The sequence below is a fragment of the Streptomyces sp. 351MFTsu5.1 genome (assembly GCF_000383655.1).
In the GTDB taxonomy this organism is placed as follows: Bacteria; Actinomycetota; Actinomycetes; order Streptomycetales; family Streptomycetaceae; genus Streptomyces; species Streptomyces griseorubiginosus.
On sequence record NZ_KB911790.1, the window covers coordinates 110,807 to 130,730 of the forward strand.

Genomic DNA, 19,924 nt, shown 5'->3' on the forward strand with positions numbered 1-19,924 from the left:
TACCGTCCCCGGCCATGAGCGCAGACATCAGCCCCGCCATCGAGCTGCGGGGCGCGAGCAAGACATTCCGGACCCCGTCGGGGGGTCTGCACACGGCGGTCAGGGGACTCGACCTCACGGTGGGGCGTGGGGAGTTCGTGGCCGTCGTCGGCCCTACGGGCTGCGGCAAATCAACCACGTTGACGCTGGTCAGCGGGTTGGAGGAGCCCTCGGAGGGCGAGGTTCTGGTGGTCGGGGAGCCGGTCCGCGGAGTCGGGGACAAGGTCGGTTTCGTCTTCCAGCAGGACGCCACCTTCCCCTGGCGCACGGTGCTCTCGAACGTGATGGCGGGTCCGCGGTTCCGCGGCGTCCCCAAGGCCGAGGCGAAGCAGAAGGCGCGGGAGTGGCTGGCCCGGGTCGGGCTCGCGGCCTTCGAGGACCGCTACCCCCACCAGCTCTCCGGTGGCCAGCGCAAGCGCGTCGCGCTCGCCGCCACCTTCGTCAACGACCCCGAGATCCTGCTCATGGACGAGCCCTTCTCGGCGCTCGACGTGCAGACCCGGGCCCTGATGTCCGACGAACTCCTCGAACTGTGGGAGGGCACGGGCGCCTCCGTCGTCTTCGTCACCCATGACCTTGAGGAGTCCATCGCGCTGGCCGACAAGGTCGTCGTGATGACGGCCGGGCCGGCCACCGTCAAGCAGGTGTTCGACATCGACCTGCCGCGACCGCGCAAGGTCGAGTCGGTCCGTCTGGAGCCGCGGTTCATCGAGATCTACCGCGAGATCTGGGAGTCCCTCGGCGAAGAGGTCCGCATCACCCGCGAGAGGGGTGCCGCACATGTCGCCTGAGGTCCTCAGCACACCGGTCGTGGACACGGCCAAGACCCCGCCGGACCGTGCGCACTCACGCGCGCGTGCCGCCCGCAGGCGCAGGATCGTCGTCACCGTGTCCCGGGTACTGCTTCTGGTGGCCGTCCTCGGCCTGTGGGAAGTGTTCGCCCGGACCGAGGTCATCGATCCCTTCAACTTCTCCATGCCCTCGAAGATCTGGGACCAGATCTGGACCTGGATCACCCACGGCACCGCGCTCGGATCGCTGGGCGAACAGATCTGGTACACGCTGCACGAGGCGCTGCTGGGCTGGGTCTTCGGTGTGGTGGCCGGTGTGGTCTTCGGTATCGCGCTGGGGCGGATCACCTTGCTGGCCGACGTACTTGGTCCATACATCAAGGTGCTCAACTCAATCCCCAGGATTGTCCTTGCACCCATCTTTGTGATCTGGTTCGGCCTCGGACCGGCCTCCAAGGTGGCCTCCGCCGTCGTCCTGGTCTTCTTCCCGGTCTTCTTCAACGCCTTCCAGGGTGCCCGCGAGGTCGACCGCAACCTGGTCGCCAACGCCCGCATCCTCGGCGCGAGCGATCGCAGGGTGACGCTTCAGGTCGTCATCCCGTCCGCCACCTCGTGGATCTTCACCAGCCTGCACGTCAGCTTCGGCTTCGCCCTCATCGGCGCCATCGTCGGCGAGTACATCGGTGCGACCAAGGGCATCGGCCTGCTCGTCGCTCAGTCGCAGGGCACCTTCAACGCGGCCGGTGTGTACTCCGCGATGGTCATCCTCGCCGTGGTCGCACTCCTCGCCGAAGGGCTGCTCACCTTCGCCGAGCGCCGCATCTTCCGCTGGAAGCCCTCGGGGTCCGACAGCTGACGACCGCGTCGGCGTGCCCTCCCTTCCACGCCGACGGCCTCTTCTGCCCCCTGCTCGCCTCTCGGCGGCCGCTCCCTCTCGCCCGTGAGCAACCGACGCGGCACCCCTTCTTCTCACAAGGACGTGAACCCCATGCGCAAGTCCGCCCGATACGCCTCCCTGGCCGGAGCCGGCCTGCTCGCCCTCTCCTCCCTCACCGCCTGCGCCAACGATGCATCGAGCACCGCCTCGACCGGTTCCGGCAGCAAGGGCGACGGCAAGGGAACCAAGGTCAAGATCATGGTCGGCGGCCTCGACAAGGTCATCTACCTGCCCGCGATGCTCACCCAGCGGCTCGGCTACTTCGACTCCGAGGGGCTCGACGTGGAACTGCTGAGCGAGCCCGCCGGAGTCCAGGCCGAGACCGCGCTCGTCTCCGGCCAGGTCCAGGGTGCCGTCGGCTTCTACGACCACACGCTGGACCTTCAGGTGAAGGGCAAGGACGTGGAGTCGGTCGTGCAGTTCTCGCACGCGCCCGGCGAGGTGGAGATCGTCTCCAACAAGGCGGCCGGTGACATCACCTCGCCCAAGGACTTCAAGGGCAAGAAGCTCGGCGTCACGGGCCTCGGCTCCTCGACCGACTTCCTCACCAAGTACCTCGCGGTCAAGAACGGCGTGAAGGTCAGCGACTTCACCCCGGTCGCCGTCGGAGCGGGCCCGACCTTCATCTCGGCCCTGCAACAGGGCTCGATCGACGGCGGTATGACGACCGACCCGACCGTCGCGACGATCCTGGACAAGAAGGCCGGCAAGGTCCTGTTGGACATGCGCACGCCCCAGGGTTCCGACGAGGCGCTCGGCGGACCGTATCCCTCGTCAAGCCTGTACATGCAGACGGAATGGGTCAACGGTCACAAGGACACCGTGCAGAAGTTGGCCAATGCATTCGTCAAGACGCTCCAGTGGATGTCCACCCACAGCGCGACCCAGATCGCCGACAAGATGCCCGCCGACTACTCGCAGGGCAACAAGCTGCTCTACGCGGTGGCCATCAAGAACACGCTGCCCATGTTCACCAAGGACGGTGTGATGCCCAAGAACGGTCCCGAGACCGTCGAGAAGGTGCTCAAGGCGTTCAACCCGGCCATCCAGAACGCCGACGTCGACCTCGACAAGACGTACACGACGGAGTTCGTCGAGAAGGCCGCACAGAACGCGGGCTGAGCGCGGCGCTGTGCCCGAGAGACCTGCTCACGCGCGGGTCGCCCACACGTAACGGTGTTCCGGGCGGCCCGCGTCGCCGTACTTGAGAGTCAGCCTGGCCCGTCCCGTGCGCTCCAGGAGCTTCAGATAACGCTGGGCGGTCTGACGGCTCACCCCCGTCCGGTCGGCGATCTCCTGAGCCGACAGGGGCCCTTCCGCGTTCATCAGGGACCTGCGGACGAGTTCCGCCGTGGTGGGGGAGTGTCCCTTGGGCAGGTCGGGCTCCGCCGACGTGGACAGGGCGCCGAAGATGCGGTCGACCTCGGCCTGTTCCGCCTCGCCGCCTCCGTCCAGGGTGCGGCGCAGCTCGGCGTACGCCTCAAGCCTGGCTCTGAGTCCGGCGAAGGCGAAGGGCTTGACCAGGTACTGGAGCGCGCCGTGCCGCATCGCCGCCTGCACGGTCGTCACGTCCCGCGCCGCGGTCACCATGATCACGTCGGTCTGGTGGCCGCGCCGCCGCATCTCCTGGACCACCGCCAGGCCCGTCTCGTCGGGCAGATAGTGGTCCATGAGCACCAGGTCGACGTGCGGCAGCGCCTCCAGCTGTCGTAGCGCCTCCGCCGCGTTGTGCGCCTCACCGGCCACATGGAAGCCCGGCACCTTCTCGACGTAGGCGGCGTTGACGCGCGCCACGCGGGTGTCGTCGTCCACGACCAGGACCTCGATCATCACGACTCCTCCTCGGCGGCCTGCAGGGTCGTCGGTGCGGTGAGAGCGGGTTGCGGCTCGGCCAGTGCGTCGGGCAGGACGACGGTGAACTCGGCGCCCCCGCCGCCGGCGTCCCCCACGGTCGCGCTGCCGCCCTGGCGCTCGGCGAGCTTGCGCACCAGGGAGAGCCCGAGGCCGCGCCCCCGGTGAGCCGGGGGCTCCTTGGTCGACCAGCCCTCGGTGAAGACCAACTCCCGCTGTTCCACCGGGATCCCCGGCCCGGTGTCCCGCACCCGGAGGACGGCCGTACGGCCCTCCGTGCGCAGTTCGACCTCCACGCGTGCGTGCGGTGCTCCGGCGGCGGCGTCCAGGGCGTTGTCCACGAGGTTGCCGACGATGGTGACCAGGCCGCTGGGATCGACCAGCCGGTCCGGCAGCCTGGTCCGGTCGGAGACCCAGAGGGCGACTCCGCGTTCGGCCGCGACGGTGGCCTTTCCCACCAGCAGGGCGGCGAGCCGCGGATCCTCGATCTTCTCGGTGACCTGTTCCGCGGTGGCCCGGTGGTCGCCGACGACCTCTCCGACGAACTCCACCGCGTCCTCGTACATCTCCAGTTCGAGCAGCCCCAGGAGCGTGTGCATCCGGTTCGCGTGCTCGTGGTCCTGCGCCCGCAGCGCGTCGATCAGGCCGTGGGTGGAGTCGAGTTCCCGGCCCAGCTGCTCGAGTTCGGTGCGGTCGCGCAGGGTGGCCACCGCGCCGCCGTCGTCGGTGGGCATGCGGTTGGCGACCAGCACCCGCTGGCCCCGGACGGTGACCAGATCGGTGCCGGTGACGCGTCCGGCCAGGACGTCGGCCGTACGGCCGTCCCCGAGCGCCTCGTCGGGGGAGCGGCCGACGGCCTCGTCGCCGATGCCCAGCAGCCGCCGTGCCTCGTCGTTCAGCAGGCGGATCCGCCCGGCACGGTCGAGGGCGACGACACCCTCCCTGATGCCGTGCAGCATGGCCTCGCGCTCGGCGAGGAGACCAGAGATGTCGGAGAAGGCCAGATCGCGGGTCTGGCGCTGGACCCGGCGGGAGATGAGCCAGGCCGCCAGCGCACCGACGGCGAGGGCCCCGCCGGCGTAGGCGAACAGCCCGGGGATCGCGTGGATCAGCCGGGCGCGCACGCTGTCGTAGGCGATACCGACGGAGACCGCCCCGACGATCTTGCCGTGGCTGTCGTACAGCGGGACCTTGCCGCGGGCGGTGCGGCCCAGGGTGCCGCTGTCGATCTGCATGATCTCCTTGCCGGCCAGAGCCTGGCCGGGGTCGGTGGAGACGGTCCTGCCGACCTCTCCGCGGGTCGGATGCGACCAGCGCACGCCTCGCCAGTCCATCACGACGACGTACTCGGCCCCGGTCGCCCGGCGGATCCGCTCCGCCTCCTTCTGGACGGGGCCGCTGGGCAGCGGGGGCGTGTCCTTGACCTGCTCGGCGATCTGCGACTCGGCAGCGGTGGTCTGGGCGATGGCGAGCGCCCGGCGCATCGCCTGGTCGTCCAGCTGGTTGCTCAGCGGGGCCAGGAAGAGCCCGGTCGCGAGCACCGCGACTCCCGCGGCGATCGCAAGCTGCATCAGGAGCACCTGGGAGAACACCCGACGGGGCAGGCCCAGGCGCAGGCGTCGGGCGGGGGGAGTGCGGCTCATACCCATGAAGGTACGTGGGGGCGCCGGATCCATCGCCGGAGGTGTGGCATGGATCTCTTGATCAATATGTGGACGGGGTTGTTGGGGCGGTCAGCTGGCCAGGGCCGTCGAGGTGGTCAACTCCCGCACCGTCACGACGTCCATCCGCGCGGGCGAGCCGAGCACGGACGCTCCGCAGCTCTCCGGGCGAGGCGGCAGTGAGGCGGTCTGCGCCACGAGGACGCGCCAATGGCGGCCGTCGACGTGTGCGACGGTCACCTCCCAGTGCGGCGCCGCACCGTCGGTCCCTACGACCGTCAGCGCCTCCGCCGCGTATTCGCCCACGGCCCTGCGCACGGCCAGCTCGGCCGCCTGGCCGGGCCGCTCCCAGGCGGAGCTCCCGCGGCACCCCTCGACCACGATCCGGCCCTCCTGGACGCTGTGGAGGACCTGCTTGACGGTGTGGGCCTCCGCACGGCCGTAGGCGTAGCCGTACGGCAGGACGAGCAGCGTCGGCGAGAAACGGTGACCACCCAGATGGGTGACCTCCCAGGCACCCTCCACCCCCGAGGCGGCCAGTTCCGCGGCGAGAGGGCGGCCGAGGAGGGCGCAGCAGCGGTCCCGCTTGCCGTTGGTGCAGACGAGCGCGAGCGGATCGCCGGTGTGGGCGCGCCCTTGGAGGGCGGCGTCGAAGGAGGTGTGGTCACCCCTGCCGAGCGCGGCGAGATCCAGGTCGAGCAGGTCCCGCGGGTCACGGGTCCTCGCACTGCGGAGCCACACGTTGCCGGGCGTGGTGTGGGCCGCGTACACATGCCGGACGCTGGGGCTGCGACTGTCCGCGTGCCGGCCCGGGCGACGGATCAGGGCGATGCGTACGCCCGTGCCCTCCGCTGCGGCCTCCAGGGCGCGGCCGAGGGCGGGGTCCAGGTGGCTCGAAGTGAGGGCCTTGGCGCCCCAGGGGCCGGGCTGCTCCAGGAGCAGCCAGGTCCGCGCGGTGGCCGCGGTTCCGGAAACGGGCTCGTCGAGGTCGTGCGAGACCGTTGTACAGGTACTCACAGAGGTGAGCCTAACCTGACTTGGCGCGCGGCGACTTTCGGTCCGGCCGGAGCCGGGGCGCGGAGGGGTGCGGCCGTACCTCCTGCGGAGTCACTGCTCGGGCAGCGGCTGCGGTGGCTGGGGGCCCACATAGATGCCGCTCGGGCGCATGCGCAGCGGGCGCTCCCCGTACTCCTCCAGGGCGTGGGCGATCCAGCCCGCCGTCCGGGCGACGGCGAAGACCGTCTCGCCGGCCGTGGAGGGCATGCCGGAGGAGGCGGTCAGCACGGCGAGGGCGAGGTCCACGTTGGCGTGCAGGGGGGCGTGCCGGGCCGTGGTGGCGACGATGTCGCGGGCCGCGAGGAGGGCGGACTCCGCGCGTGGGATCTCCTCCAGAAGCTCGAACAGGGCCCGCGCGCGTGGGTCCTCGCCCGGGTAGAGCCGGTGACCGAGGCCGGGGATGCGCCGGCCGGCCCGCAGCTCCTCCGCGATCACGGGGGCCGCGTCACCCCGGTCGAGCACGTCGAGCAGCAGCTTGTGGGCCAGCCCGCTGGCCGCGCCGTGCAGCGGGCCCTCCAGGACGCCGAGCCCGGCGGAGACGGCCGCGTACGCGTGCGCGCGGGCCGACGCGGCGACGCGTACCGCGAGGGTCGAGGCGGCGAGGTCGTGGTCGACGAGCAGGCCGAGAGCGGTGTCCAGGACGCGAAGGGACGCCTCGTCGGGCTTGCGGCCGCTCAGGCGGGTCCAGAGCCGGTGGGCCAGGGGGCCGTCGTCGCGGCGCCGGTCGCGCGTGACGGGTGGCAGGGCGGCGACGAGCGTGGGGATGAGGGTGCGGGCGGTGCCGAGCACGGCCTCCTCGGACAGGTCGAATCGCAACGGGTCGGCGGCGGCCGCGGCGATCGCCGCGACGCGCAACCGGTCGGTGGGGCTGGTGTGTTCGGGCAGCGCGTCCACCGCGCGGCGGGCTGCCTGCACGGAGGGGTCGGGTGCCGTGAAGGTGACGCCGGGGCGCAGCTGTCCGGTCCAGAGCCACTCCGCGATCTCTTCGTAGGAGTGGCGTGCGGCCAGTTCAGTGGCGTCGACGCCACGGAAGTAGTAGCGGTCGCGGTCGATGAACGTGATGCGGGTGCGTACCGACAGTTCGCCGCCGCTCCCCGGACTCCCGCCGCTCTCCCGGCGGTTGCGTCGCGCGAGGGTCTCCACCTCCGTGGCGTCGAAGGTGCTGCCCCGGCCGCCGGGCACGCGTCGGCTGCTGAGCTGGCCGCGGCTGACGTAGGCGTACACGGTCTCGGGCTTCACGCCGAGCAGTTCGGCGGCCTCCTTGGTGCTGAGCCGGTGTTCGGCGGGGCCGGGGCGGGCGTCTTGATCGCGCATAAGAGGTCACCGTATCCGCAGCCGAAGTGGTTGATGGTACGTATTGATTTCGCATTGATTCAATCAATATTGACAGCTAATGAGTCAACCATGGACAGTCGAATCAAGTCCAGGGAGGAATCATGTCGGTCAACAGGTCTGCAACCACTCTCATCGAGGTGCCGCGAGGGCTCGCCGGAGTCGTCGTCACCGACACCGAGGTCGGGGATGTGCGAGGGCGTGAGGGCTTCTATCACTACCGCCAGTACTCGGCCGTCGAGCTCGCGCAGACCCGCAGCTTCGAGGACGTGTGGCATCTCCTGGTCCACGGTGAACTGCCGGACGCGGCACGGGGTGCGGCCTTCCGTGCCGAGACGGCGGCGTTGCGGCGGTTGCCGGACGAGGTGCGGGCGGCGCTGCCCGCGATCGCGGCGGCGAGCGGGTTGTCGGGGCCGCTCGCGGGGATGCGCAGCGCGCTGTCGCTGCTCGGGGCGGCGAAGGGATTCCGCCCCGTCTACGACATCGACCCCGAGGGGCGGCGACGGGACACGCTCGTGGCGGCCGCGGCCGTACCCACGCTGCTCGCGGCGCTGCACCGGTTGGGTGCGGGGCAGGAGCCCGTGGAGCCGCGTGAGGACCTCTCGTACGCGGCGAACTACCTGTACATGGTGACGGGTTCGGAGCCGGAGCGGGCGAGGGCCCGCGCGATCGAACAGTACTTGATCTCAACCATTGATCACGGATTCAATGCATCAACCTTCACGGCACGGGTGATCGCGTCGACGGGGGCGGATGTGGCGGCATGCCTCGTCGGGGCGGTGGGTGCGCTGTCCGGGCCGCTGCACGGGGGTGCGCCGAGCAGGGCGCTGGACACGCTGGACGCGATCGGCACGCGGGACCGGATCGACCACTGGATCCGGGAACGTGTACTGGCCGGCGACCGGATCATGGGCTTCGGCCACGCGATCTACCGGACGGAGGACCCTCGGTCCCGGATGCTCCGGGAGGTCGCGCAGCGGTTCGGTGGCCCGCGCGTGGACTTCGCCGTCGAGGTGGAACGCCGGGTGGAGGCGATCCTGGCCGAGTTGAAGCCGGGGCGGGAGCTGCACACCAACGTCGAGTTCTACGCGGGCGTGGTCATGGAGCTGTGCGGACTGCCGCGCGAGATGTTCACGCCCACCTTTGCCGCGGGGCGGGTGGTGGGGTGGAGTGCGAACATCCTGGAACAGGCGGCGGACTCGAAGATCATTCGGCCTGTGGCGCGGTATGTGGGGGCGGAGGCGCCGGTGGCGGTGCCGGTGGCATGACCGAGGCCGACACGCAGATGCTCCGGGTCGGCCTCGGTGATGGGTGCGTAGCGGCTACTGGTCCGGAATATCCGCCTTGGCCCTGACCAGGGTCTCGCGGGTGATCACCACGATCCGCTCGTAGTCTGCGCGGGAAGCGTCCGAGGGCAAGTCGACATCCAGTGAGTCGGTGACATCCGTGCCGATGATGGCGAAGCGTCCGTCGGACAGTTCGAAGATGTCCGGGCAGTTTCCTCCTCCCGCGCTACCCCGGTCGCGTGGGGGGACACCGAGGCGACGGATGATCTGACTCACAGCTGTTGTCCTTGTCCTTGTGCGGAGTTCTGGCAGCGCAGGCCGTGGAGCGGTCACGAACGTCCTGGGCCTGTCGCCGGGAAAACTCCGAGGAGGACAAAGGGTTCCCCGACGTCACCCTGACGATGGTCACCGTGATGCGGGGTGCCGCAGCAGTTTCTGGTGATCCTGCTGGGGGCACAGGGGCTTTGCCATTTCTTTGCCGCTGGGCCGAGTGGATCCATGATCTCGCCGAGAAGTGGGTGATGTTGACGGCCGGAGCCCGGCTGGCTGCCCGTAGGGCGACGGTTCGCTCCGGTCATTCGTCCGACGGAGGCGGCTCACCAACCACCCACCATTCGTCTATGTCTGTTTCCTCCAGTTGGCGCAGCAATGCGTCGACCAAACGACCGAGCTCCGCCTCGTCGGAGTCGTCGGCGATGGTGGCGCGCTGGTGCCGAGTCGCGTACCAGTACTCCCTCACGATGGGGTTCTGGAGCAGGCCGCGGACGAACCCGAAGAACTCCTCGCGGCTGATGTTGCCGACTCGATAGGCGAAGAGCTGGTTCGTGTACAGGGCGTTGGCGAACAGGTACTGCGCGCGCTTCTTCGGTGAGGAGGAAACCTCGAAAATGTCCAGGACCTCAGCGAGTTCGGGGTTGTCGATCGCTTTGCTCAGCAGCTGCCAGTGGAGACTCTGCTGCGTGGCGAGATTGGCGTGGTGCTGGGCCTGCGCGGTCCGCTCCAGGTGCTCGAGTCGAAGGCGCAACGATTCGATCGTGCGGCGCTGTGCGACCAGGACGGCCAGGGTTCCCGCCAGCAGGCCGAGGCCTGCCGCTGCCGCGGAGCTCAGCCCCCGTATCCCGGACTTCTGTGTGGCCATGTCAACCCCCGATTCAAACGGCCGTCCGCCGGTCGTCGGGGTGCGGGTCGACTGATGGGGACCGGCGAGCGGTGGGCGGCGCTTGCCGTCTCCCAGGGTGCCGAGCGGCTCTGATCGGCGGGGGAGGCGGAGAGGAGGCGCACGGAGGGAAGTGAGGGTCGCACGAACCGGCGCCTTCCCCAACGTCTGCCCCGCAAGTGCTGCTAACAATCGTTCACTTCGGCGGGTTTGTTCCGGCTCGTATCCTGGTCCGGCATTCAGAGCTCGTCAGTGCGCCGGGACCGCGATCCGGTGCACGCAGCAGCGCGAAAGAGGTCGTACGTTGAGTCAGCCGAGCGGGAGCCCCCGGCAGATCCCGGTCGTCGTCCTCGCCGGATTCCTGGGTTCCGGCAAGACCACCCTCCTCAATCATCTCCTCCACCGCAGCGGCGGCAGCCGAATCGGCGCCGTCGTCAACGACTTCGGCGCCATCGAGATCGACGCCATGGCAGTCGCCGGTGCGCTCGGCGACTCCACCGTCTCCCTCGGGAACGGCTGCCTGTGCTGCGCCGTCGACGTCAGCGAGCTCGACGGATACCTCGCCAAGCTCGCCCACCCCGACGCCGGTATCGACGTCATCGTCATCGAGGCCAGCGGGCTCGCCGAGCCGCAGGAACTCGTCCGCATGGTCCTCGCCAGCGAGGAGCCCGGCATCGTCTACGGCGGTCTCGTCGAGGTCGTCGACGCCGCGGAGTTTCAGGACACCCGCGCCAAGCACCCCGAGCTCGACCGCCACCTCGCCCTCGCCGACCTGGTGGTGGTCAACAAGCTGGACCGGGCGGACCCCCAGGACGCCGAGCGTGTCCTGGCCACCGTGCACACGCTTGTCGACCACGCCGCCGTCGTCCCCGCCACGTACGGCCGTATCGACCCGGAGTTCCTCTTCGACTGCCGCCCCGGCGAGGAGCGCATCGGACAGCTCTCCTTCGACGACCTCGACGATCTCGACGACCTCGACCACGGCGACCACCACGGGGACGAGGGCGACCACCCTCACGGAAACCATCTGCACTCCGGCTACGACAGCCTGTCGTTCCGTTCCGACGTCCCCATGGACCCCCGTCGACTCATGGCCTTCCTCGACAGCAGGCCGGACGGGTTGTACCGGATCAAGGGGTACGTCGACTTCGGGCCCTACGACACCCGCAACCGGTACGCCGTGCATGCCGTCGGCAGCTTCCTGCGGTTCTATCCCGAGTCCTGGGGAGCCGGGGACGACCGTCTCACCCAGCTCGTCCTCATCGGCTCGGGTATCGACACCCAGGCCCTCGGCAAGGAACTGGAGGCGTGCCGGGCGGACATGGCAGACGCCCCGCACGCCACCGACGAAGCCGGCATGTGGGGCGTCCTGCGCTTTGTCCAGGGGACGGAAGAGGACCCCGAGGAACCGGCCGGCTAGACCGGACAGATCAGCTCTGCCGGCCTGGACCTGCCCGGCAGACCTACACCGGCCCCGCCACCACCGACACCGTCTTCGGCAGCGACACACCCGATCCGTCCCGGCGCGGGTCCATTTCCGGCAGCTCCGCCGGGGTGCCGTTCTTCTGTGCGGCGCGGGCCGGGACGGGGCCCGCCCAGGCCAGCGACAGGCAGTCCTCGCCCTTCAGGAACCGCTGGCAGCGCACACCGCCCGTGGCGCGGCCCTTGCGCGGGTACTGGTCGAACGGTGTCACCTTGGCCGTCGTCTGGACCGAGTCGTCGAGCGTGCCGCGGGAGCCCGCCACCGTGAACACGACCGCGTCGGCGGCCGGGTCCACCGCGGTGAAGGAGATGACCTTCGCGCCCTCCGTGAGCTTGATGCCCGCCATGCCGCCCGCCGGACGGCCCTGGGGGCGTACCTGCGAGGCCTGGTAGCGCAGGAGTTGCGCGTCGTCGGTGATGAAGACCAGGTCCTCCTCGCCCGTGCGCAGTTCGACCGCGCCGACGATCCGGTCGCCCTCCTTGAGCGTGATGACCTCCAACTCGTCCTTGTTGGACGGATAGTCGGGAACCACGCGCTTGACGACACCCTGTTCGGTGCCGAGCGCCAGACCGGGTGAGGACTCGTCCAGCGTGGTCAGGCAGATCAGCGTCTCGCCGTCCTCCAGGGAGAGGAACTCCGCGAGCGGGGCGCCGCCCGAGAGGTTCGAGGCCGCCTCCGGCAGCTGCGGCAGGTCGATCACGTTCAGGCGGAGCAGACGGCCGGACGACGTCACCGCGCCGATCTCGCCCCGCGCGGTGGCCGGCACCGCCGAGACGATCACGTCGTGCTTGGCGCGCTTTCCGCCGGCCTCCTCCGGCAACGGCTCACCGTTCGCCGTACGGGCCAGTAGCCCCGTCGAGGACAGCAGCACCCGGCACGGGTCGTCCGCCACCTGCAGCGGTACGGCGGCCACCGGCGCCGTGGCCCCGGCCTCCAGCAGGACCGTGCGCCGCTCGGTGCCGTACTTCTTGGCGACGGCGGCCAGCTCGGCGGAGACCAGCTTGCGCAGCTCGGAGTCCGACTCCAGGATCCGGGTCAGCTCAGCGATCTCCGCGTTGAGCCTGTCCTTCTCGGACTCCAGCTCGATGCGGTCGAACCGGGTGAGCCGCCGCAGGGGCGTGTCCAGGATGTACTGCGTCTGGATCTCGCTCAGCGAGAAGCGCTCGATCAGGCGCTCCTTCGCCTGCGCGGAGTTGTCGCTGGAGCGGATGATCCGGATGACCTCGTCGATGTCGACCAGGGCGGTGAGCAGGCCCTCGACCAGGTGCAGCCGGTCGCGGCGCTTGGTGCGCCGGAACTCGCTGCGGCGGCGCACCACTTCGAAGCGGTGGTCGAGGTAGACCTCCAGGAGCTCCTTGAGGCCGAGCGTGAGGGGCTGCCCGTCCACCAGCGCCACGTTGTTGACGCCGAAGGACTCCTCCATCGGTGTCAGCTTGTAGAGCTGCTCCAGGACCGCCTCCGGCACGAAGCCGTTCTTGATCTCGATGACCAGGCGCAGGCCGTGGGCGCGGTCGGTGAGGTCCTTGACGTCGGCGATGCCCTGGAGCTTCTTCGCGCCGACCAGGTCCTTGATCTTGGCGATCACCTTCTCCGGGCCGACCGAGAAGGGCAGTTCGGTGACGACGAGGCCCTTGCGGCGGGCCGTGACCGTCTCGACGGCGACCGTGGCGCGGATCTTGAAGGTGCCGCGGCCCGTCTCGTACGCGTCCCGGATGCCCGACAGGCCGACGATCCGGCCGCCGGTGGGCAGGTCGGGGCCCGGGATGTGCTTCATCAGGGCGTCCAGATCCGCGTTGGGGTAGCGGATCAGGTGGCGGGCGGCGGCGATGACCTCGGTGAGGTTGTGCGGCGCCATGTTGGTGGCCATGCCGACCGCGATGCCGGAGGCGCCGTTCACCAGGAGGTTCGGGAAGGCGGCGGGCAGCGCGCCCGGCTCCTGCTCCTGGCCGTCGTAGTTGGGCGCGAAGTCGACGGTGTCCTCGTCGATGGACTCCGTCATCAGGCTCGCGGCCTCGGCGGCGCGGCACTCGGTGTACCGCATCGCGGCCGGCGGGTCGTCGTTGCCCAGCGAGCCGAAGTTCCCGTGGCCGTCGACCAGCGGGACGCTCATCGAGAAGGGCTGTGCCATGCGCACGAGGGCGTCGTAGATCGACGTGTCTCCGTGCGGGTGCAGCTTGCCCATGACCTCGCCGACCACGCGCGCGCACTTCACGTAGCCGCGGTCGGGGCGCAGGCCCATCTCGTTCATCTGGTAGACGATGCGCCGGTGCACCGGCTTGAGGCCGTCGCGGGCGTCGGGGAGCGCGCGGGAGTAGATGACCGAGTACGCGTACTCGAGGTACGAGCCCTTCATCTCGTCCACGACGTCGATGTCGAGGATCCGCTCCTCGTACGAGTCGTCGGGCGGCGGGGTCTTCGTGCTGCGGCGGGCCATCGCTGCCGGCTCCTCTTTTCTGGTCGCTCGCCTACGGGTCGCTCACATCGGCCCTTTGGCTCACTCTTGCTGAAGCGTGAACAGGATCTGACGCGGACCATTGTGGACCGCGGCACTGACAGTCCGGGCCAGGACCCGGCTGAACCGCTCGGCGGACGGCTGGCACGCCGCCCGGCCGACGACCCCCCAGGCCGCTCCACCCGGCGACTGCCACGCCGCCCCACCGGGCGACCGTCACGCCGCCTCGCCGACGACCGCCGAGCCACCCGGCCCGGCGCTCGCGCAGCGCCCCGCTCACGGTTGCCCGCAGGCTACGCGATCCGCTGTGGGCGTACGCGCCCCGGGAACTTCACCCAGGGTCCGCACGCTTGCATACAGTGGCAGGACCGGCAGGAAAACAGCTCCACGAACCGCGGTTCTCAACGACCGCGACCGCGATCGAAGGGACGTACATGCCCATGGGTCACACGGCCACAGACCAGGCAGGCACCGGGGGCCTGACAGCGACCGAGCACCGCCTGGCCAACGGCCTTCGCGTGGTGCTCTCCGAGGACCACCTGACCCCGGTCGCGGCGGTGTGCCTCTGGTACGACGTCGGTTCGCGCCACGAGGTCAAGGGCCGTACCGGCCTGGCTCACCTCTTCGAGCACCTGATGTTCCAGGGCTCCAAGCAGGTGCACGGCAACGGGCACTTCGAGCTCGTCCAGGGCGCGGGCGGCTCGCTCAACGGCACCACCAGCTTCGAGCGCACCAACTACTTCGAGACCATGCCCACCCACCAGCTGGAGCTCGCCCTCTGGCTGGAGGCCGACCGCATGGGCTCCCTGCTGGCCGCCCTCGACGACGAGTCGATGGAGAACCAGCGCGACGTCGTCAAGAACGAGCGCAGGCAGCGCTACGACAACGTCCCCTACGGCACCGCGTTCGAGAAGCTCACCGCGCTCGCCTACCCCGAGGGCCACCCCTACCACCACACCCCGATCGGTTCGATGGCCGACCTGGACGCGGCCACCCTGGAGGACGCCCGCGCGTTCTTCCGCACCTACTACGCGCCCAACAACGCCGTCCTGTCGGTCGTCGGCGACATCGACCCGGAGCAGACGCTCGCCTGGATCGAGAAGTACTTCGGTTCCATCCCCTCGCACGACGGCAAGCCCGCACCCCGCGACGGCTCGCTTCCCGAGACCATCGGCGAGCAGTTGCGCGAGGTCGTCGAGGAGGAGGTCCCCGCGCGCGCGTTGATGGCCGCCTACCGGCTGCCCCACGACGGCACCCGCGAGGCGGACGCGGCCGACCTCGCCCTGACCGTCCTCGGCGGCGGCGAGTCGTCCCGCCTCTACAACCGGCTCGTACGACGCGACCGTACGGCCGTCGCGGCCGGCTTCGGCCTGCTGCGCCTCGCCGGAGCGCCCTCCCTCGGCTGGCTGGACGTGAAGACCTCCGGGGACGTCGAGGTGCCGGTCATCGAGGCCGCCATCGACGAGGAGCTCGCCCGGTTCGCCGCGGAGGGGCCCACCGCCGAGGAGATGGAGCGAGCCCAGGCCCAGTTGGAGCGCGAGTGGCTGGACCGGCTCGGCACCGTCGCGGGCCGCGCCGACGAACTGTGCCGCTATGCCGTCCTGTTCGGCGACCCGCAGCTCGCCCTCACCGCCGTGCAGCGCGTCCTGGACGTGACCGCCGAGGAGGTCCAGGCCGTCGCCAAGGCCAAGCTGCGTCCCGACAACCGCGCGGTGCTGGTCTACGAGCCCACCGCACCCGCCGAGATCGCCGACAGCGCCGAGGACGCCTCCGAGGACCCGCAGGCCGCGGCGACCGTAGAAGCCACCGACGAGAACGAGGAGGCGGCCAAGTGACCGAGCTCGCCGCGATGGAATTCCACCCGCAGCCGCAGGCGGGCGAGCCCAAGGTCTGGGCCTTCCCCGCCCCCGAGCGCGGAACGCTCGACAACGGCCTCACCCTGCTGCGCTGCCACCGCCCCGGCCAGCAGGTCGTCGCCGTCGAGGTGCTCCTGGACGCGCCCCTGGACGCCGAACCGGCCGGCCTGGACGGCGTCGCCACGATCATGGCGCGCGCGTTCTCCGAGGGCACCGACAAGCACTCCGCCGAGGACTTCGCCGCCGAGCTGGAGCGCTGCGGCGCCACCCTCGACGCGCACGCCGACCACCCCGGCGTCCGCCTCAGCCTCGAGGTGCCCGCCTCCCGCCTCGCCAAGGCGCTCGGTCTGCTGGCCGACGCCCTCAGGGCGCCCGCGTTCGCGGACAGCGAGGTCGAACGGCTCGTCACCAACCGCCTGGACGAGATCCCGCACGAGCTGGCCAACCCGTCCCGCCGCGCCGCCAAGGAGCTCTCCCGGGAGCTGTTCCCGGCGGACTCGCGCATGTCCCGTCCGCGCCAGGGCACCGCGGAGACCGTCGAGAACATCGACTCCGCCGCCGTACGCGCCTTCTACGAGAAGCACGTACGCCCCGCCACCGCGACCGCCGTGGTCGTCGGCGACCTCACCGGCATCGACCTGGACGCGCTGCTCGCCGACACCCTCGGCTCCTGGACCGGCTCGGCGGCCCAGCCGCGCCCGGTGCCGCCGGTGACCGCCGACGACACCGGCAGGGTCGTCATCGTGGACCGCCCCGGAGCCGTCCAGACGCAGCTCCTGATCGGCCGTACCGGCGCCGACCGGCACGCACGCGTGTGGCCGGCGCAGGTGCTCGGCACGTACTGCCTCGGTGGCACCCTCACCTCCCGCCTGGACCGGGTCCTGCGCGAGGAGAAGGGCTACACCTACGGCGTGCGCGCGTTCGGGCAGGTCCTCAGGTCAGCCCCGGACGGCTCGGGGGCCGCGATGCTCGCCATCAGCGGCTCCGTGGACACCCCGAACACCGGTCCCGCCCTGGACGACCTGTGGAAGGTGCTGCGCACGCTCGCCGAGGGCGGTCTCACCGACGCCGAGCGCGATGTCGCCGTGCAGAACCTCGTGGGGGTGGCGCCGCTCAAGTACGAGACGGCGGCGGCCGTCGCGAGCACGCTGGCCGACCAGGTCGAGCAGCACCTGCCCGACGACTACCAGGCGACGCTGTACCAGCAGCTCGCCGCCACCGGCACCGTGGAGGCCACCGCGGCCGTCGTGAACGCCTTCCCGGTGGACCGGTTGGTGACGGTCCTGGTCGGCGACGCGGCCGCCATCAAGGCGCCCGTGGAGGCCCTCGGCATCGGCGAGGTCAAGGTCGTGACGGCCGAGTAGGGCAAGTGCCGTCGAGGGGCCCTGGTGACGGATGCGTCACCAGGGCCCCTTCGACACCCAGGTCACTTAGATGTCCGAATTGGGTGGGAGGTTGCCTGTCTGCCCTGTGGGATGCGCTACAAACACCGTGATCCGTTTGGGTCTTGAAACCCGCCCCGCTTAGCGTCATCCGGGCTGTTCGTCAGGCACTGCGCCGCGCCCGCGGCACCGGACAGCCATCGCCGAGTCCCCGTACGGCGCGAGCCAGGGGAGCCGGGGACCCACACCAAGTCCCTGGGGTGAATCGGACGTCCGTGCAGCGCGCGGAGGCCCGTAGGAGACCTTCCTGCTCCGAACCCGTCAGCTAACCCGGTAGGCGAGAAGGAAGGAAAGGATCAGCCATCACATGGCGTTCACCTGCGCCACCGGGAAGCACCGCCGTCCCAGCCGTATGAAGCGCACCACCGCCCGCGCCGCGGGCGTCGCCGCCCTCGCCACCACCGGCGTCATCGGCGCTGTCGCCGCCCCGGCGCTCGCCGCCGACAACTCCGCCACCGCCGTGGAGCAGAGCGGTCTCATGCCCGTCGTCAGCACCGGCCAGTCGCTCGCCGCGCAGATCGACGCGCAGGCCGTGGCCCAGGAGCAGGCCGCCGCGCAGAAGAAGGCGGCCGCCGAGGCCAGGCGCAAGGCCGAGGCCAGGGCCAAGGAGATACGCGAGGCCAAGGAGCGCGCCGCCCGCGAGGCCGAGCGCAAGCGTCTCAACGCCTTCGTCGCCCCGATCTCCGGCTCCTACATCTCCACCGGCTACAAGAGCGGCGGCTCGATCTGGTCGTCCGGCAGCCACACCGGAGTCGACTTCCACGCTGCCAGCGGCACCTCCGTGCACGCGGTCGGCCGCGGCACCGTCGTGGAGGCCGGCTGGGGCGGGTCGTACGGCAACAACATCGTGATCAGGATGGCCGACGGCACGTACACCCAGTACGGCCACCTGTCGTCCATCGGCGTCTCGGTCGGCCAGTCGGTCACCCCGGGGCAGCAGATCGGCCTGTCCGGCGCGACCGGCAACGTCACCGGGCCGCACCTGCACTTCGAGGCGCGCACCAGCCCCGACTACGGCTCGGACATCGACCCCGTCGCCTACCTGCGCTCGCACGGCGTCAACGTCTGACACCGCTTCCGCGCGAGACCTCCGCGCGATCTCCGCGAAACCCCGGCTCCCCGAGCCGGGGTTTCGTCGTTTCCGGAGCCCCCTTGTCCAAAAAATATCCCCGGATTCCGGTCCGCCGTCGGAAATTCCCGCTGATTGCAATAGAGTCACTGAACACACGTCAATCGGCGACGTTTCGCGGGGATTAAGACGGAGGTCGGACATGCGTATTCCGGCGCACTCGGTATGCACGGCGATCCGGGACGACATCGTCGCCGGTGTCCACGAGCGCGGCAGCCGGCTCACCGAGGAACTGCTCGCCCGCCGCTACGGCGTCTCCCGTGTCCCGGTCCGGGAGGCCCTGCGCACCCTGGAGGCCGAGGGCTTCGTGGTGACGCGGCGGCACGCGGGCGCGTGCGTCGCCGAACCGACCGAGCAGGAGGGCGCGGACCTCCTGGAGATGCGCCTGCTCCTCGAACCGCTCGGCGCCGCCCGGGCCGCCCAGCGGCGCACCGAGGCCCATCTGAAGGTGCTGCGCGGCCTGGTCCGGCTGGGTCAGGAGCGTGCCAGGCGGGGCAACAGCGAGGATCTGCGCTCCCTGGGGGGCTGGTTCCACGAGACGCTCGCCCAGGCCTCCGGCAGCCCGGCGATGACCTCGGTGCTGACCCAGCTGCGGCACAAGATCGCCTGGATGTACGTCGTGGACGCACCGGCCGACCCGGTGGAGTCGTGGGCGGAGCACGGCGCGATCGTGGACGCGGTGGCGCGCGGGGACGGCGAGCGCGCGCGGGCGATCACGGCACTGCACACCGAGCGCTCGGGTGCGGCGCACCGGCTGCGGCTCACTTCGGGGGCGGACCGCGCGGACCGTGTGAGGACCTCGCAACATCCTGTAAACGTGACGGGCCTGCGGCATTAACACAGGCGCCGTATACAAAGAGGGGGAAATTCGTGGGGCAGTATTTCTGCTGCCCGTGAAAGGGAAATGCGAAGGGCCCGCCCGATAATCCGGACGAGCCCTTCGACTTGTTTTACCGCGCTGTGCCCCGGAGAACTCAGACGGTCTCGGGAAGCTCCTCGAGTCCCTCGGCGACCAGCTTGGCGAGCCGGTCGAGGGCCGCGTCCGCGCCCTCGGCGTCGGAGGCGAGGACGACCTCCTCGCCGCCCTGGGCGCCGAGGCCGAGGACGGCCAGCATGGAGGCCGCGTTGACGGGGTTGCCGTCGGCCTTGGCGATCGTCACCGGGATGCCTGCGGCCGTGGCGGCCCGGACGAAGATGGAAGCGGGTCGGGCGTGGAGGCCCTCGGCCCAGCCGACGTTGACGCGGCGCTCAGCCATGTGATGCTGCCCTTCGGTGTTCAGGGTTGTCTAGACCAGTTTCCCACACGTGAAGCGTCTCCGGAGGGGACCCGATGTCCCTCCCGGGGTGAGCCGCCGGACCGCGGCCTCGGTCCGGCGTCCGTCCTTGTACCCGCTCGCGCGTTGTCCACAGACTGCCTCGCGCCGTTGTCGTACGCGAGCCGTACTCTGGGGCC

The 19,924-nt window shown here is 70.4% G+C and carries 17 protein-coding genes and 1 riboswitch; of the genes, 9 read left to right on the plus strand and 8 right to left on the minus strand.

The window, feature by feature from the left end; all coding sequences use genetic code 11:
* The first annotated feature begins 14 nt into the window (after positions 1 to 14).
* From H295_RS0130695 to H295_RS0130705, 3 genes are all read left to right on the plus strand, one after another.
* Complete coding sequence (locus H295_RS0130695; RefSeq protein WP_020139173.1) at positions 15 to 830, plus strand: ABC transporter ATP-binding protein; 816 nt, start codon at positions 15 to 17, stop codon at positions 828 to 830.
* Positions 820 to 1,686 (plus strand): ABC transporter permease, encoded by an 867-nt coding sequence (locus H295_RS0130700; RefSeq protein WP_020139174.1) that lies wholly within the window; start codon positions 820 to 822, stop codon positions 1,684 to 1,686. The genes H295_RS0130695 and H295_RS0130700 overlap by 11 nt, the downstream gene beginning before the upstream one ends.
* A gap of 132 nt (positions 1,687 to 1,818) precedes the next feature.
* The gene (locus tag H295_RS0130705) at positions 1,819 to 2,889 is read left to right on the plus strand and encodes an ABC transporter substrate-binding protein (protein ID WP_020139175.1); all 1,071 of its coding nucleotides are present in this window, start codon (positions 1,819 to 1,821) and stop codon (positions 2,887 to 2,889) included.
* A gap of 27 nt (positions 2,890 to 2,916) precedes the next feature.
* Here H295_RS0130705 and H295_RS0130710 read toward each other — a convergent pair whose 3' ends face one another.
* The 4 genes from H295_RS0130710 to H295_RS0130725 all read right to left on the minus strand — a co-directional run bounded on the left by H295_RS0130710 (position 2,917) and on the right by H295_RS0130725 (position 7,649).
* The gene (locus H295_RS0130710; protein WP_020139176.1) at positions 2,917 to 3,597 is read right to left on the minus strand and encodes a response regulator; all 681 of its coding nucleotides are present in this window, start codon (positions 3,595 to 3,597) and stop codon (positions 2,917 to 2,919) included.
* Positions 3,597 to 5,261, minus strand: coding sequence for a sensor histidine kinase (locus H295_RS0130715; protein WP_020139177.1), 1,665 nt, complete (start codon positions 5,259 to 5,261; stop codon positions 3,597 to 3,599). The genes H295_RS0130710 and H295_RS0130715 overlap by 1 nt, the downstream gene beginning before the upstream one ends.
* Before the next feature lie 90 nt (positions 5,262 to 5,351).
* Positions 5,352 to 6,296 carry a sucrase ferredoxin gene (locus H295_RS0130720; RefSeq protein WP_020139178.1) on the minus strand — a complete coding sequence of 315 codons (945 nt, stop codon included), beginning with the start codon at positions 6,294 to 6,296 and terminating at the stop codon, positions 5,352 to 5,354.
* Positions 6,297 to 6,386: 90 nt separating this feature from the next.
* Positions 6,387 to 7,649, minus strand: a complete 1,263-nt coding sequence (locus tag H295_RS0130725; RefSeq protein WP_020139179.1) for a citrate synthase — start codon at positions 7,647 to 7,649, stop codon at positions 6,387 to 6,389.
* 122 nt (positions 7,650 to 7,771) lie between these two features.
* Here H295_RS0130725 and H295_RS0130730 point away from each other — a divergent pair, with 122 nt between their 5' ends.
* A complete protein-coding gene (locus tag H295_RS0130730; RefSeq protein WP_020139180.1) occupies positions 7,772 to 8,935 on the plus strand; it encodes a citrate synthase/methylcitrate synthase in 1,164 nt (387 codons plus the stop codon).
* A 54-nt stretch (positions 8,936 to 8,989) separates the two neighbouring features.
* Here H295_RS0130730 and H295_RS0130735 read toward each other — a convergent pair whose 3' ends face one another.
* Together H295_RS0130735 and H295_RS0130740 are read right to left on the minus strand one after the other, a co-directional pair.
* Positions 8,990 to 9,229: a hypothetical protein gene (locus H295_RS0130735; RefSeq protein WP_020139181.1), complete on the minus strand. Its 240-nt coding sequence runs from the start codon at positions 9,227 to 9,229 to the stop codon at positions 8,990 to 8,992.
* A 298-nt stretch (positions 9,230 to 9,527) separates the two neighbouring features.
* On the minus strand, positions 9,528 to 10,091 hold the full coding sequence (locus H295_RS0130740) for a DUF6082 family protein (RefSeq protein WP_020139182.1): 564 nt from the start codon (positions 10,089 to 10,091) through the stop codon (positions 9,528 to 9,530).
* Positions 10,092 to 10,413: 322 nt separating this feature from the next.
* Between H295_RS0130740 and H295_RS0130745 the strand changes: the two genes are divergently transcribed.
* Entirely contained in the window at positions 10,414 to 11,529 is a 1,116-nt protein-coding gene (locus H295_RS0130745) for a CobW family GTP-binding protein (protein ID WP_020139183.1), read from the plus strand.
* 43 nt (positions 11,530 to 11,572) lie between these two features.
* Here H295_RS0130745 and H295_RS0130750 read toward each other — a convergent pair whose 3' ends face one another.
* A complete protein-coding gene (locus H295_RS0130750; protein ID WP_020139184.1) occupies positions 11,573 to 14,026 on the minus strand; it encodes a DNA gyrase/topoisomerase IV subunit A in 2,454 nt (817 codons plus the stop codon).
* A gap of 452 nt (positions 14,027 to 14,478) precedes the next feature.
* On the opposite strand from H295_RS0130750, the gene H295_RS0130755 reads away from it, so the two are divergent.
* From H295_RS0130755 to H295_RS0130770, 4 genes are all read left to right on the plus strand, one after another.
* Positions 14,479 to 15,879 carry a M16 family metallopeptidase gene (locus H295_RS0130755; RefSeq protein WP_028809902.1) on the plus strand — a complete coding sequence of 467 codons (1,401 nt, stop codon included), beginning with the start codon at positions 14,479 to 14,481 and terminating at the stop codon, positions 15,877 to 15,879.
* Positions 15,876 to 17,264, plus strand: coding sequence for a M16 family metallopeptidase (locus tag H295_RS0130760; RefSeq protein ID WP_020139186.1), 1,389 nt, complete (start codon positions 15,876 to 15,878; stop codon positions 17,262 to 17,264). The genes H295_RS0130755 and H295_RS0130760 overlap by 4 nt, the downstream gene beginning before the upstream one ends.
* Positions 17,265 to 17,473: 209 nt before the next feature.
* A riboswitch (cyclic di-AMP (ydaO/yuaA leader) is annotated at positions 17,474 to 17,636 on the plus strand.
* Positions 17,637 to 17,649: 13 nt separating this feature from the next.
* Positions 17,650 to 18,411, plus strand: a complete 762-nt coding sequence (locus H295_RS0130765; protein ID WP_020139187.1) for a M23 family metallopeptidase — start codon at positions 17,650 to 17,652, stop codon at positions 18,409 to 18,411.
* Positions 18,412 to 18,613: 202 nt separating this feature from the next.
* Entirely contained in the window at positions 18,614 to 19,309 is a 696-nt protein-coding gene (locus H295_RS0130770; RefSeq protein WP_020139188.1) for a GntR family transcriptional regulator, read from the plus strand.
* 136 nt (positions 19,310 to 19,445) lie between these two features.
* On the opposite strand, the gene H295_RS0130775 is transcribed toward H295_RS0130770, so the two are convergent.
* Positions 19,446 to 19,727, minus strand: a complete 282-nt coding sequence (locus H295_RS0130775) for an HPr family phosphocarrier protein (protein WP_020139189.1) — start codon at positions 19,725 to 19,727, stop codon at positions 19,446 to 19,448.
* Positions 19,728 to 19,924 lie beyond the last annotated feature (197 nt).